Genomic DNA, 14,013 nt, shown 5'->3' with positions numbered 1-14,013 from the left:
ATATTTTTCAATTTTAGTATCGTTTGTGTATAGCAATCTTAAATCATTCGTGATCACTAAGCTCATCGACTTCTTGAAGAAGTCGGGGAGCTAAACCCCACAAATTAGTTATGACAAACAAACCCATTATTGCTATTGAAAACCTCAATCACTACTTTGGTTATGGGCCATTGCGTAAGCAAGTCTTGTTTAAAATCAACTTAGAAATTAACGCTGGTGAAATTATTATTTTGACAGGCCCTTCTGGTTCTGGTAAAACTACCTTATTGACTTTAGTTGGTGGGTTGCGCTCTCCACAATTTGGCAGTTTGCAGGTTTTAGGACAAGAACTTTGTGGTGCAACAGCAGAACAATTAGTTAAAACTCGCCGCCATAATGGTTATATTTTTCAGGCACACAACCTGCATGGTAGTTTAACAGCAGTGCAGAATGTCAAAGTTGGTTTAGAATTACACACTCATATTAGTTACCAAGAAATCCAAACTCGCTCAATTCAGATGTTAGAGCAAGTTGGCTTGGGAAATCATTTACATTACTATCCCGACAAATTATCAGGTGGACAAAAACAACGAGTTGCGATCGCCCGCGCTTTGGTGAGTTATCCCAAAATTGTTTTAGCCGATGAACCAACAGCCGCCCTTGATAGTCAATCAGGTCGAGATGTTGTCAATCTGATGCAAAAACTCGCCAAGGAACAAGGTTGTACAATCCTCATGGTGACACATGATCATCGCATTTTAGACATAGCCGATCGCATTGTGCAGATGGAAGATGGCAAACTAGTCCAAGCCGTCAAGCGGTAAGATGATTCACAACATCGTCGTGTGGTTGCAATATGGTCGTCACATCTATGTGTGATATTGAATGCTGTATTTGGTTACAAAATGCTTTTTTTTGGGTATTAAGGTAGGACTTCCTACCTTTTTTTTTATGACACTACACAGAGGTAGCAAAGATATATTCCTTTGCTACCCCAGCTTGACTAACTACTCAATGCCTTGATAAACCGTTGCAAACTCTTAAACATGCTGGGCTTTTTCACAGGTGTAGCGTCACTTGAACCCTGCGATCGCCCTTGTAGGAGAAGATAATCTATATCATCGCCTGATGGTTTGTTGGGTAGTTCGGCAATTATTTCCCAATTTTCGCCTTTTTGTACCAAAACTTCCCACTGTCCAGGATAGCAGCGAAATACAGCCGTGGTTTCATCCACTGGGCGCAGGTAATAACAAGATTCAATGGTATTCAAAAACCGTTGGCGAATTTGTCTGGCTGCATAACCAATACCCACAGTTCCAGAATCTTCGAGGCGTGGATTTAACATGACCAATGGGCGATCGCCAATAATTTCACAAACTTTTTCTAATTGGGGTATTTCCACAGAAGTGGGGGAAACAAATAAGAAAATTTCGTCTTCTGGCTGAATTTTAGATTGAATCGAAACAGCCCTACCTGTACCAATATCCAGAATTTGGAATGGTGCATCTACCCAATCACGGCGGGCTAAGGCTGCACCACCAGCATCAGCAAAGAACACTTTCAACCGCGATTCATATTCAGCAAATAGCGGTATAAATTGTTCTGCTATGGGCATTTGTTTGAGTTCTGGGAACAGCAAATCAATTTGGACACGATTGTAACCGTCTGCTAAAGCGGCTTTTGTCGCCTCACGGGCTTGAGCGATCGCATCTTCAAGTGTATCGGGAAGTTGACTCATAGTTTATATCAGGTTTGAGTAATTGAATCACCAATGCCTAATTTTTGCAGTTTTACCGCCCAGCGATCGCTTACTCAACCACAAACCTTACTTCATCTGTAACTTTTCTGGCTTCTCCTCTGGCCCCACATTAGCTATTTCATAACCATTCGGGTAACTGCGGATAGGAGAATCAATATAAAAATTAGTCTGAGTCCGAGGTGGAAGCCAGTGCATTAATCTGGCGCGGAATTTGAGGATTTTGACCATAAAAGAACGCAGCAATGGTGAAGGATGTTCAAAACCAAAGGCATCAAGCATTGTCTCATCAAGTAAGGCATAGACGATTGGTTTCAAAGGTTTTCGCATCCACCAAGGAAACCAACTTAAAAATAAAGCAAGTGTTGATTCTCCAATACGGCGGTTTGTGTCAGAATAGCGAAAATTTTCCTTTTCGTAATTGAGTTTATAGCGTTCAAATTCTGCGTAGGTTTCGGGAATATTTTCAATGTGCATCCTCTTACCGACTTCTCGCCAAAAGTAAAAGGACGCTAATTTTTCTTGCTCGCACATCAACCGCCAACCAAAATTAGCATTCCAGTGGATAGGATCATAAATAAAGGTCGAAAGCACATATAAGAAATCGGCGTTGTCAATTTTAAAGCGTCCGTGGATGGCGTTCATCCGTTGCAATGCTTGTTGACCGCGATCGCTTTCATAACCCCATTTAACAATTTCTACCAACAAAATCGATGTGTCGTCATAGCGTTTTTGCGGACGCTGATGAAATTCTTTGGTCTTATCGAGTAATTTAGACATGCTGGGAACACAGTAAGTTCGCATTAAGGCTATTTCGAGCGATCGCTGCATCTCCCACGAAAATTCATAACCCGACATCAGATAATATATCTGGCTATGGTCGGTTACTGGGTCAAGTTGCTGAATCCGATTAAGGTTTTGGTAACGGTTGGGAAGCATAATTCATCACCATGACTGTATTTATTCTTAATCATTTCTGTCAGGATTGATTTATCACTTTTTATTATGTTATTTTTTAATCAGACCAATCGGTCGGTAATGCTTTTATGTCCAAAGGTGAAGAAACCAAAACTCGCATTCTCCAACAAGCGGCGGAACTGTTTAACCAACAGGGATATGCGGGTTCGTCAATTTCAGATATTATGCGTGTTACCGGATTGCAGAAAGGAGGAATTTACAATCACTTTTCTAGTAAAGATGAACTAGCACTCCAAGCCTTTGATTTTGCGATCGCGCTTGTCAGTCAGCGTACAAAAGCCGCAATTCGGAGTAAACACCATGCAAGTGAACGTCTAGAAGCGATTATGGAAGTATTTAGCAGCTTTGTTGAGCATCCGCCAATTAAAGGCGGTTGCCCACTGTTAAATACAGCAATTGAAAGTGATGATGCTCATCCAGCATTGCGCGATCGGGCGCGACAAGCAATGAACTCTTGGCTTAACTTAATTTCTCAAATTATTACCAAGGGAATTAATCGAGGTGAAATTCGCACTGAAGTAAATGCTGAGGAAGTCGCAACTATTATTATTGCTACCTTAGAAGGTGCAATCATGATGAGCAAATTATACAACGATGTAATTCATATCCAAAGAGCAGTTACTCATTTAAAACAGTATATAAACACTAATCTTAAAAGCTATGGTACAAGTTAAAGTATATGGTTTAGCCGATAAACTAAATCCAATTAAATCAGATTTATCCCACATTATTCATACCGCACTAATAGAAATTATCAAAGTTACCCCTGAAAAGAAATTTCAGCGATTTTTCCCCTTAGAAGCAGAAAACTTTTACTATCCTCAAGACAGGTCAGATAATTATCTAGTCATCGAAATTATCATGTTTGAAGGGCGCTCAATCGAAACCAAAAAACAGCTACTTCACCAACTTATGGAAAATATTCATAAAACCTTTGATATTTCTCTGAATGATATTGAAATTACCATTTTTGAAACTGCAAAATCTAACTGGGGCATTAGAGGAACAACCGGAGATGAATTAAATTTGAATTACAAGGTAGAAGTTTAAATTTATGCCTAAGTCGTAAATCAAAATACCACTTTCTATAATTATCTTTCTTGGATAATTATTCATTTTTTTGCCTAATCACAAACCGTTCGGTCTTTTATTTTGAGGAATATTACCTGATGTTGAAGTTTTACTACAATCCCATTTCCCCGAATGCGCGGCGTGTATGGCTCACTTTACTAGAAAAAGAAATTGCTTTTGAGCCAATCTTGATGAATTTAGATGGTGATCAATTACAAGCAGAATTTTTAAAAGTTAATCCTTTTCATCATATTCCAGTCCTAGTTGATGATGACTTACAAATAGTCGAATCTCTGGCAATTATGGACTATTTAGAAGCAAAATATCCTACACCTTCACTACTACCCAAAGAAAATCAAGCTTTAGCAAAAGTGCGGATGGTACAGTATGTGACTGCTAATGAATTATTTCCACAAATAGTCTCATTAATTTATGAAAATACAGCCTCACCACAATTTCTTAAAGCCACACAACATATAGATAAAGTGCTGCTATTCTTGACGGAATTATTGGGTAATTCTTTCTACTTTGGCAGTGAACAGTTAACTTTAGCAGATATAGTTGCTGGTATAGCTGTGTCTTCCTTACCAAGTTTAGGCATTAACTTGAGTAATTATCCCAAGATAAATGAATGGACTGAGCGACTTATGCAACGTCCAGTCTGGCAGAAAACAAAATTGAGTGCAGATGATTTTGAACAGTTCAAGCGGCGAGTCCGAATTTTAGTAAAGTTGCGTAGGCGGGAGTTAAATCGGGGAAATAAAGCACAGGTTTAGGATTATCGATTAGCTACCAAATTATCGTCGAAAAACATGGTGGTAGCTTGGAATGTGTTTCCGAACCAGGTAAAGGGACAGAATTTTTGATTAAGATTTCGGTAAAGTTACACAAAAATGCTTAAACCACAAATAGCATCTCTCCCTTGTCTACCTTGTCTTTGTTGAGTATCCAGACAAAATTAATTACACACATTTTTTCTGTTACCTGTTCCCTATCGCCACGAATGAATTTAATTTTGTCCAACTACTTATTCACCTATCAACTAAGACTGCTAGTAGTAGAGATAAAATCAATCAAGCCTCTGGGTAAATACGCAAAGGTGTCAGCGATCGCCTAAACTATTTAACATAGGATTAGCGATACAACCGTAAGCCATGCAAAATCTCAATCAATTCAGCACTACAGGGCTAAGTTTACAGCTATTCCATGTTCAAACCAACACCGCTTTTGACATACCACCAAATTTAACGGTCATCCGGCTTGGTAAGTCAAATGACCAAAATCCCCCAGATATTGATTTTTCCAGTTTGCCAAATGCAGAAGTTGTTTCTCGCGCTCATGCTCAAATTATCGTCGAGAATGGCAACTACTTGATTGAAGACTTAGGTAGTTCTAACGGCACATTTCTTAACGATGTCAAGCTAGACGCGGGAACTAGATATCAGTTAAAAGTAGGCGATCGCATTAACTTTGGTCAAGGTGATGCCATCACTTTCATTTGGCAAAATTCCCCAGCTTTAGCAACAGTAGTTCATAGCACGCAAGTTGTACCCCCACCAGTTCAGCAGAAGCAACCAATAGTGGTAGATAAAACAACTAAGCTGATAGGTTTAAGTTTAATAGTTGCCAGCATTGTACTGTTAACTGCCAATGTGAGAATCGGCATATTTTTTGGTTTACCTAGCATTGCGCTTTGTTTTGCTGGGATTTTTGTATTGTGTCAACAACGGATCAATCGTCATCTGGGCTGGATTTTGATTGCTATCGGAATCCTCATAATTATATTTACTGGTCGGATTTTTGCCTCAGTTAACTTGCTATTGTTAATTGCCACCTCAGCCTTATTCTTTATTGGTTATCTACTTTTCACAACAGGTAAAATATTGGGTTATGATTGGCGATCGCTCCCACAAATAATTAATAAATAGAAAAAAGGTTACGCTGATGGCGTAACCTTTGTTTTCTGTACTATTGCAATTTCATAATTAGCTTTGCGACAGTCTTTAAACAATCACAAAATTGCTGACATTCAAAGCCGGCGCACCAGACAATTGTGCTAGTTGTACTTGTCTGAATCCACCAGCATTACCATCTTGGTCAAAGTACAACGCACCAGTAATATTGTTATAGATGAATCTTTGATCGGTGTTGCTTGCAGCAGTTCCCAAGGTAAACTGACTAATCGATAGCGCCCCAGCTAATAAACCACCACCAAAACCAGCCGCAGATATCTGAATGATGTCATTACTAATGCTGAAGTCAGTAATTGTGTCAATACCTTCATTAAAACGATTAAAGACAAAGGTATCTGCACCGCTACCACCCGTGATCAAGTCATTACCTACGCCACCAATGAGAAAATCATTGCCATTACCACCAATCAAAGTATCATTTCCGCTACCGCCATCCAGGGTGTTATTCCCAGTAGCTTCTACAGCCGACAGAGTATCATTACCACTGTCACCATTGAGTATGTTATTGCCTCTGGAATAGTCAACCGTCAACACATCGTTACCAATACCACCATAGAGGGTGTTAATGCCAAACGAACCGACGGCGGACAATTCATCATTACCAACACCACCATCAAGTAAGTTATTCCCTTCAGAATATTCCACACTTAACCTGTCATTACCGCCTGCGGCAGTGAGGATATTATTGCCCACAGAAGCATCTGCCAACAACACATCATCACCGTTACCACCATTGAGGGTGTTATCACCTGTGGATTGACTGACATCTAAGATATTGCGCCCAACACCACTGTTGAGGATGTTATCACCAGAGGAACCAATTGCCGAAAGATAATCATCACCGTTACCACCTTCGAGGGTATTATTACCACTGGACTGATCTACATCTAATGTGTCGTCACCTGCATTACCAATGAGAGTGTTATCGCCCTCAGAAAGATAAGCCGACAGGGTATCGTTCCCGGTATCAGCAATGAGAGTGTTATTACCTGTGGATTGACTGACATCTAAGGTATTGCGTCCAGCGCCACCGTTGAGGATGTTATCACCAGAGGAACCAATTGCCGAGAGATAATCATCGCCGCTACCACCATTCAGGGTGTTATCACCAGTGGACTCATCGGCATTTAATATGTCACTCCCTGTATTCCCAATGAGAGTGTTATCGCCCGTGGAACGATAAGCAGACAGGGTATCATTACCATCGTCACCAATGAGTAGGTTGTTACCACTGGAATAGTCAACAGTCACTATATCGTTACCATGACCACCATTGAGGGTGTTAAGGCCAAAGGAACCAACAGCAGACAGATAGTCATCACCAGCACCACCATCAAGCAGGTTATTCCCTTCAGAATATTCCGCACTTAATCTGTCATTACCACCTCTAGCAATGAGGGTGTTATTGCCCACAGAAGCATCTGCCAACAACACATCGTCAGCATTATCACCATTGAGGGTGTTATTACCACTGGACTGATTCACATTTAAGGTATTACGCCCAAGACCACCGTTGAGGGTGTTATTCCCAGTGGAACCAATAGCTGAAAGATGATCATCACCGCTACCACCATTGAGGGTGTTATTACCAATGGACTCATCCGCATCTAATGTGTCGTCACCTGCATCACCAATGAGAGTGTTATCACCCTCAGAACGATAAGCAGATAGAGTATCGTTACCGCCACCACCATTCAGCAGGTTATCCCCGGTAGATTCATCAACTATTAACCTATCGTTACCTTCGCCACCGTTGAGGGTGTTATTACCAGAGGAACCAATCGCTGAAATATAATCATCCCCAGCACCGCCGTTGATAACATCATTGCCACCACTGCCACCAGAAAGTGTATCGTTGCCGTTGGTTCCTATGATGTTGTCACTGAAGGCTGTACCAATCAGCTCCAGACTTTCGATATTTCTGTAGTTAACTCGATTTGTGCCTGCGGTAATTCTACCGCTATTGGTTGACGAGTTGTATGTGGAAGTGATGCCGGCTGTAGCGTTGCTGTAATCAACAAAAAGGTAATCGTAGTCTGCGCCACCGTCAACTGTTTGTACTACCAGGGTTGTTGACTGTTGTAAGGCAGTACTCACATAGATTGCGTCATCACCTCCGCCACCGTTGAGGTTGTTATTACCGGATGCACCCAGGGCAGACAATTCGTCATTTCCTGCGTCGCCATTGAGGGTGTTGTTACCTGTGGAATCGTCAACATTTAATATGTCGTCGCCTTCGCCACCGTTGAGGGTGTTATTACCAGATGAACCAGCAGCCAACAGTTCATCATCACCAGCCCCACCTTCTAAGGTGTTATCGCCTGTAGACTGATCAACAATTAAAATGTCGTCGCCATCTTCACCATCCAAGAGGTTATCACCTTCGGAACCAACGGCAGACAGATAATCATCATCAGCGCCACCATAAAGAGAATTAGCGCCACTTGATTGATCTGCGTCTAAGATGTCCTCTCCATCACCACCGTAGAGAGTATTATCTCCAGTGGAATTGATTGCCGATAAGAAATCATCACCGATATCACCATAGAGGTAATTGTCGCCACTTGACTGATCTACATCTAAGGTATCGTCGCCTGCGCCACCATTGAGGATGTTATCACCTGTGGAACGATAAGCTGTCAGGGTATCGTTACCGTCTTGGCCATTGAGGACGTTATTACCTGTGGAATCCGTCACATCTAGAGTATCGTCGCCTTCGCCACCATTGAGGAAGTTCCTACCAGATGAACCCACAGCCGTAATATAATCAGCGCCTGCATCACCATTGAAGACATTATTGCCTGTGGAATTGTCTGCGTTTACTGTATCGTCGCCTTCGCCACCATTGAGGGTGTTATTGCCAGATGAACCAGCAGCAGAAAGTTCATCATTCCCCGTACCACCTTCAAGGGTATTATCACCACTAGACTGATCAATAATTAAGATGTCGTTGCCACTTCCGCCGTCCAGAAGGTTATTACCTTCGGAACCAACGGCAGACAGATAGTCATCATCAGTACCACCATAGAGATAGTTATCGCCTGTTGATTGATCTGCTGTTAAGATATCTTCTCCATCATCACCGTAGAGATTATTATCTCCAGTGGAATCAATTGCTGACAGATAATCGTCGCCACCACCACCATAGAGGTAATTGTCACCACTTGACTGATCTACATCTAAGGTATCGTCACCTGCACCACCGTTGAGGTTGTTATAACCAGATGAACGATAAGCTGTCAGGGTATCATTGCCGTTCTCGCCATTGAGGATGTTATCACCTGTAGAATCTGTTACATCTAAGGTATCAGCACCTGCGCCACCGTTGAGGGTGTTGTAACCGGATGAACCTACAGCCGTAATATAATCAGCCCCATCACCACCATCCAGCAGGTTATCTCCTGTGGAATTGTCTGCATTTAATGTATCCTGACCATTTCCACCATTGAGGATGTTATTCCCAGATGAACCAGCAGCCGACAGTTCATCATTCCCTGTACCACCTTCAAGCAGGTTATTGCCACTAGACTGATCAACAGTTAAGATATCGTCGCCACCTTCGCCATCCAAGAGGTTATTACCTTCAGAAGCAACGGCAGACAGAGAGTCATCATTAGCACCTCCATAGAGATAGTTCTCTCCAGTGGATTGATCTGCGTTTAAGATATCTTCTCCATCATCACCGTAGAGATTATTATCTCCAGTAGAATCAATTGCTGACAGATAATCGTCGCCACCACCACCATAGAGATAATTGTCGCCACTTGACTGATCTACATCTAAGGTATCAGCACCAGCACCACCGTTGAGGGTGTTATAACCAGATGAACGATAAGCTGTCAGGGTATCATTGCCGTTCTCGCCATTGAGGATGTTATCACCTGTAGAATCGGTTACATCTAAGGTATCAGCACCTGCGCCACCGTTGAGGGTGTTGTAACCGGATGAACCTACAGCCGTAATATAATCAGCCCCATCACCACCATCCAGCAGGTTATCTCCTGTGGAATTGTCTGCATTTAATGTATCCTGACCATTTCCACCATTGAGGATGTTATCGCCAAAAGCACCGACAGCCGACAGTTCATCATTCCCTGTACCACCTTCAAGCAGGTTATCGCCACTAGACTGATCAACAATTAAGATGTCGTTGCCACTTCCACCATCCAGGAAGTTATCACCTTCGGAAGCAACGGCAGACAGAGAGTCATTATTAGCACCACCATAGAGATAGTTCTCTCCAGTGGATTGATCTGCGTTTAAGATATCTTCTCCATCACGACCATAGAGAGTATTATCTCCAGTGGAATCGATCGCAAACAAAGAATCATCACCAACACCACCATCCAGGGTGTTATCGCCACTGGACTGATCCACATCCAAGGTATCCGCGCCTGCATCACCGTTGAGTGTGTTGTCACCTGTGGAACGATATGCTGTCAAGGTATCGTCACCACCATTCCCATTTAGCTGGTTATCCCCTGTGGAATCGGTGACATCTAAGGTATCAGCATCTCCTCCACCGTTGAGGGTGTTATTCCCAGATGAACCCACAGCCGTAATATAATCAGCACCCCCACCACCATTGAGGGTGTTATTACCTATGGAATCGTCAGCATTTAATGTATCCTCGCCATCTCCACCATTGAGGATGTTATTCCCAAAAGTACCAACAGCCAACAGTTGATCATTACCAGCACGGCCTTCAAGTAGGTTATCGCCATCGGACTGATTGATATTGAGGATGTCGTTACCGCCTCCAGCATCAAGGACGTTATTACCTTCAGATGCGATCGCTGAGAGAAAATCATCATTACCACCACCATTCAGCAGGTTATTGCCTGTTGACTGATCCGCGTTTAAGATATCTTGTCCACCACCACCGTTGAGAACGTTAACCCCAGAGGAACCTACGGCGGCGAGATAATCATCACCGGCACCACCATCAACTAGGTTATCACCGCTAGACTGATCCACATCCAATACATCGTCGCCTGCGCCACCATCAAGGATGCTATTTCCAGTGCTTGCAAAATTGGAAATATTATCATCTCCAGCGCCACCGTCTAGAATATCGCTACCGCCATTACCTGATAAATTATCATTTCCACCACGGCCGGTAATAATATCATCGCCAGTTGTGCCAATCAGGTTGTCATCGCCATTGGTACCGTTGATATTTGCCATAACTTTTACCTAAATAAATTGATTGATTCAGCCAGTTGAAAGTTTTTAAACTGCAATTTTCGCTGTTTTCAAAAATGAAAATTATGCTGATGGTTGACTCTCTCAGCATATTGTTTCAGCATCACAGCAATACAATTCAGTTAAATTATTCATACACAACTCGCAACATAGTCCTGGCGGCTACTGTTGCTTTCAACAATTACAAACATATTTAACTGAAGCATATTTAGATTACATAACAAAGTAATTTTTTATAAAGTTTTCTCCAAAATTTTTCAGAAACACATTTGCAGAATAGATTGTTTTTTAGCTGATTTTTAAGTCTTATAGAATGTGATTTTGCAAAGTTTCTGAAGAAGTTTCTCGTGACATCAGTATATCAGCCCATAGATAACTGAGAAACTTTTGCAAGATATTGCAGGGTGAGTAAAATTTAAGATTAAACAATACCAATTTTCTGAATCTTGTATGAACATTACTGTTGTCCAGTAAAATCACTACACTCTTCTCAGAGTATGAGCATGTTTTTAGCTGGTTAATTGATGTATTATTTATGTCAAATTGGTATGTAGGATATTGTTAGTTGTTATTGATCTCTGCATTGTTGGTGCTTTTATGAATTCTCATACAAGCACTCATATTTAGGCTCTATTTTAACCATCCTTTGATCATTAGCGATCGCTCATCCAACAGCGAAACATCAGGCTTAAAGATGTATTTGACACAGAAAGACAATCCCACAGCTAGATAGGGGGTTTATACCTATGATTATTTAGTTGAATAAACTAGGTAATATCTAAATAATTTATTGAAATTGTACTGTATATTTACTGAGGTGTCTATTCTCACCAAAAGCATCTTTACATACTCTTTACAGTACCCATGAAATATATACATATAGTCATCGCAATATTTATATTTGTGTATTATTCACTTTTTGATAGCCAAGAAATATGGTAGAGGCAATTAGTAACAAATTTGTCCCGATTAGTGATGGTCAAGATATGAATGTTATCGATGATGAATCAAAAATAAAGAGATAATTAATCTATCTTTTGAGATGTGGTGCTGAGGGTTTATAATTTTCAGCCAGAATTTGGTGATTTAGCAGATTGCAACAATAATGTTAATTTTTTTAACCTCCTTGCGGGAAGTACCCCAGTTCCGTTTCACTACACTGGGGGATGAAAGCAAGGGCAGGATCTAGTCAACTACTCACATGAGACTTGAACTCCTTGCGAATTAGTCTACTTGATGACGCTTTTAGGACTTTTACAAACTCAGAAATATGATTGTCTGGAGACAGATTGACCAATAGATGAACATGGTCTTCTTCGCCATTGAACTCAATCAAAATGCTTTTTTGTTGTTCACAGAGATCCGTAAAAATTGCTTGCATTCTTGTGAGAATTTCAGAAGTAATTACCTTGCGTCGATACTTCGTTACCAACACAATATGTAAGTGAATGCAAAATACAGCATGAGAACTCTTTCTGAGTGAGGGTTGCACTCTCTCGTTAAGTGAATGGTATGATGACACCCATGATAGTAACACGTAGAACCACCTTTCGCTTATATCCAACTAAATCCCAGGAGTCGAAATTGCATTATTGGCAACGACTTCATAAAGATTTGTTCAATGCCTGTCTTTACCACAGAAAGACAGAATATCAGCGTTTTGGTAATTCTATTAGTTACTATGATCAGCAAAATATTCTGCCAGAGTTCAAAGAATGTAGCTAGTGAGAAGTTGAACATCAAGGGGATGACTCGTAGAGCCACGGCAGTTTGCTCAAGTCGGGAAACCCTTTCAGCAGTTCCTCCTGGGGGAAACCCCCAAGACCGGACTGCTTCACCACGCAACTGCCTCAAGAAGGGCAGCAAGAGAAAGCATCAAAAAACAGGATTAAATCGGTCACTGTTAGATGTTGGAATTGGCAACTTGATATCGCTTATCAAATACAAACTTGATGAGTGTAATGGGGTATTTGTTTATGTACCCCTCAAGATTGCTCCATCTCAAACCTGTCCTAGATGTGGACACAAAAAGAAAAAAGAGTTGTCCCAACGTGTGCATAATTGTGAGGTCTGTAATTTTGTTGCTGATCGTGACGTAGCAGCAGCTATGGTAATGCTCAATTATGCTAAGGGGTTAGGAACTAGCCTCTCAAACGCTGATGCTGAACCTCTTTCTAAAAACCCACAGCATTGTGGAGGGTTTAGGAAAGTTCAGCAGGTGAAGCGTCTGAAACCAAGGGACGTAGCGAAGCGAAGTCCGTAGGTAGTTCATGATAATTGACTAATTTGTAATTTGTAATTTACATATTTTGTACTTAGCTTCCAATACAGTTTGGTTAACGTTTTAGTATTTTGAGATCCCCCCAAACCCCCCTTAAAAAAGGGGGCTGAAAATCATATTTTACTCCCTTAAAAAGGGGGTCGCCGTAGGCGGGGGGATCTTAACCGAACCTTATTGACTTAGCTCCGATAAATGGAAGTTGTGTTAATTATCAATTGTGGCGTAAACCATATCCTAAAAATCATCAACATTTTCATATTTATAACTTCTTTAAGGGGTCTGGAGTATGGTAATTTAATTTATGAGCTTTTACTGGCTTTTCAACAAGCTTTAATCCTAAAGAATGAGGGTGCGGACAAAAAACTATAACCAGAGAATAATTTATTAAAAGATAAAATAAATAATAATAAAAGCATAGGTTTTATATACCTATAAACTTAAGTGAGGTAAAAAATTATGTCAAATAAATTCATTACATCTAATTTAGTTGTTGACTTATCAACAGCAGAACAGCAGTTATTATCTGGTGGACAAGGTACTGGAACAACATCAGATAGTCAGCCAACATACGGTGGACAACCTTCAGGCGGTCAATCAAGATATCCATCAAGTGGGTATAACTATCCTACCTACATTTGTCGTCCGGTTTACGGCAATGAAAGCGGCGAGAAGGATGATTAATGAATACTGAAAGTTAAGCTTAACTTAGGGTAATTACCCAAAACTTAAAGATTGTTATTTTAGCTCAGTGCGATCGCTACACTGAGTTT

Annotated in this window: 13 protein-coding genes; 9 read left to right on the top strand and 4 right to left on the bottom strand. The window is 41.0% G+C overall.

The genetic code is table 11. From position 1 onward, the window contains the following. Positions 1 to 110: 110 nt before the first annotated feature. Positions 111 to 803 carry a DevA family ABC transporter ATP-binding protein gene (locus tag H6G79_RS07775; RefSeq protein WP_190588207.1) on the top strand — a complete coding sequence of 231 codons (693 nt, stop codon included), beginning with the start codon at positions 111 to 113 and terminating at the stop codon, positions 801 to 803. Positions 804 to 982: 179 nt separating this feature from the next. Here the strand turns inward: H6G79_RS07775 and H6G79_RS07770 are convergent, their stop codons facing one another. Both H6G79_RS07770 and H6G79_RS07765 read right to left on the bottom strand, forming a co-directional pair. Then, the gene (locus H6G79_RS07770; protein ID WP_190588208.1) at positions 983 to 1,717 is read right to left on the bottom strand and encodes a DUF1995 family protein; all 735 of its coding nucleotides are present in this window, start codon (positions 1,715 to 1,717) and stop codon (positions 983 to 985) included. An 87-nt stretch (positions 1,718 to 1,804) separates the two neighbouring features. Continuing rightward, entirely contained in the window at positions 1,805 to 2,674 is an 870-nt protein-coding gene (locus tag H6G79_RS07765) for an oxygenase MpaB family protein (protein ID WP_190588209.1), read from the bottom strand. Between the two features lie 107 nt (positions 2,675 to 2,781). On the opposite strand from H6G79_RS07765, the gene H6G79_RS07760 reads away from it, so the two are divergent. The 5 genes from H6G79_RS07760 to H6G79_RS07740 all read left to right on the top strand — a co-directional run bounded on the left by H6G79_RS07760 (position 2,782) and on the right by H6G79_RS07740 (position 5,712). Next, entirely contained in the window at positions 2,782 to 3,387 is a 606-nt protein-coding gene (locus tag H6G79_RS07760; RefSeq protein WP_190588210.1) for a TetR/AcrR family transcriptional regulator, read from the top strand. Then, a complete protein-coding gene (locus H6G79_RS07755; protein ID WP_190588211.1) occupies positions 3,374 to 3,763 on the top strand; it encodes a tautomerase family protein in 390 nt (129 codons plus the stop codon). Before H6G79_RS07760 ends, H6G79_RS07755 begins: the two co-directional genes overlap by 14 nt. Before the next feature lie 119 nt (positions 3,764 to 3,882). Beyond that, positions 3,883 to 4,560, top strand: a complete 678-nt coding sequence (locus tag H6G79_RS07750; RefSeq protein ID WP_190588212.1) for a glutathione S-transferase family protein — start codon at positions 3,883 to 3,885, stop codon at positions 4,558 to 4,560. Between the two features lie 8 nt (positions 4,561 to 4,568). Continuing rightward, positions 4,569 to 4,685, top strand: coding sequence for a hypothetical protein (locus H6G79_RS36620; RefSeq protein ID WP_313933894.1), 117 nt, complete (start codon positions 4,569 to 4,571; stop codon positions 4,683 to 4,685). Positions 4,686 to 4,938: 253 nt separating this feature from the next. After that, the gene (locus H6G79_RS07740) at positions 4,939 to 5,712 is read left to right on the top strand and encodes an FHA domain-containing protein (protein WP_190588213.1); all 774 of its coding nucleotides are present in this window, start codon (positions 4,939 to 4,941) and stop codon (positions 5,710 to 5,712) included. Between the two features lie 75 nt (positions 5,713 to 5,787). Here H6G79_RS07740 and H6G79_RS07735 read toward each other — a convergent pair whose 3' ends face one another. Together H6G79_RS07735 and tnpA are read right to left on the bottom strand one after the other, a co-directional pair. Continuing rightward, on the bottom strand, positions 5,788 to 10,944 hold the full coding sequence (locus H6G79_RS07735; RefSeq protein WP_190588214.1) for a calcium-binding protein: 5,157 nt from the start codon (positions 10,942 to 10,944) through the stop codon (positions 5,788 to 5,790). A 1,207-nt stretch (positions 10,945 to 12,151) separates the two neighbouring features. Further along, positions 12,152 to 12,454 (bottom strand): IS200/IS605 family transposase, encoded by a 303-nt coding sequence (gene tnpA / locus H6G79_RS37265; RefSeq protein ID WP_199333906.1) that lies wholly within the window; start codon positions 12,452 to 12,454, stop codon positions 12,152 to 12,154. A 32-nt stretch (positions 12,455 to 12,486) separates the two neighbouring features. On the opposite strand from tnpA, the gene H6G79_RS07725 reads away from it, so the two are divergent. The 3 genes from H6G79_RS07725 to H6G79_RS07715 all read left to right on the top strand — a co-directional run bounded on the left by H6G79_RS07725 (position 12,487) and on the right by H6G79_RS07715 (position 13,924). Beyond that, complete coding sequence (locus tag H6G79_RS07725; RefSeq protein WP_242048231.1) at positions 12,487 to 12,687, top strand: helix-turn-helix domain-containing protein; 201 nt, start codon at positions 12,487 to 12,489, stop codon at positions 12,685 to 12,687. Beyond that, the gene (locus H6G79_RS07720) at positions 12,644 to 13,225 is read left to right on the top strand and encodes a transposase (protein ID WP_313933891.1); all 582 of its coding nucleotides are present in this window, start codon (positions 12,644 to 12,646) and stop codon (positions 13,223 to 13,225) included. The genes H6G79_RS07725 and H6G79_RS07720 overlap by 44 nt, the downstream gene beginning before the upstream one ends. Before the next feature lie 474 nt (positions 13,226 to 13,699). After that, a complete protein-coding gene (locus H6G79_RS07715; RefSeq protein ID WP_190588215.1) occupies positions 13,700 to 13,924 on the top strand; it encodes a hypothetical protein in 225 nt (74 codons plus the stop codon). Positions 13,925 to 14,013 lie beyond the last annotated feature (89 nt).

The organism is Anabaena sp. FACHB-83, from assembly GCF_014697485.1.
GTDB lineage: Bacteria > Cyanobacteriota > Cyanobacteriia > Cyanobacteriales > Nostocaceae > Nostoc_B.
The sequence above is the reverse complement of the archived record's forward strand: the minus strand, read 5'-3'. Positions and strand labels throughout refer to the sequence as shown.

Excerpts from the sequence above, each read along its gene's own strand:
- H6G79_RS07775 (WP_190588207.1), top strand. The coding sequence starts at position 111 with ATGACAAACAAACCCATTATTGCTATTGAAAACCTCAATCACTACTTT.
- H6G79_RS07770 (WP_190588208.1), bottom strand. The coding sequence starts at position 1,717 with ATGAGTCAACTTCCCGATACACTTGAAGATGCGATCGCTCAAGCCCGT.
- H6G79_RS07765 (WP_190588209.1), bottom strand. The coding sequence starts at position 2,674 with ATGCTTCCCAACCGTTACCAAAACCTTAATCGGATTCAGCAACTTGAC.
- H6G79_RS07760 (WP_190588210.1), top strand. The coding sequence starts at position 2,782 with ATGTCCAAAGGTGAAGAAACCAAAACTCGCATTCTCCAACAAGCGGCG.
- H6G79_RS07755 (WP_190588211.1), top strand. The coding sequence starts at position 3,374 with ATGGTACAAGTTAAAGTATATGGTTTAGCCGATAAACTAAATCCAATT.
- H6G79_RS07750 (WP_190588212.1), top strand. The coding sequence starts at position 3,883 with ATGTTGAAGTTTTACTACAATCCCATTTCCCCGAATGCGCGGCGTGTA.
- H6G79_RS07740 (WP_190588213.1), top strand. The coding sequence starts at position 4,939 with ATGCAAAATCTCAATCAATTCAGCACTACAGGGCTAAGTTTACAGCTA.
- H6G79_RS07735 (WP_190588214.1), bottom strand. The coding sequence starts at position 10,944 with ATGGCAAATATCAACGGTACCAATGGCGATGACAACCTGATTGGCACA.
- H6G79_RS07725 (WP_242048231.1), top strand. The coding sequence starts at position 12,487 with ATGATAGTAACACGTAGAACCACCTTTCGCTTATATCCAACTAAATCC.
- H6G79_RS07720 (WP_313933891.1), top strand. The coding sequence starts at position 12,644 with ATGATCAGCAAAATATTCTGCCAGAGTTCAAAGAATGTAGCTAGTGAG.
- H6G79_RS07715 (WP_190588215.1), top strand. The coding sequence starts at position 13,700 with ATGTCAAATAAATTCATTACATCTAATTTAGTTGTTGACTTATCAACA.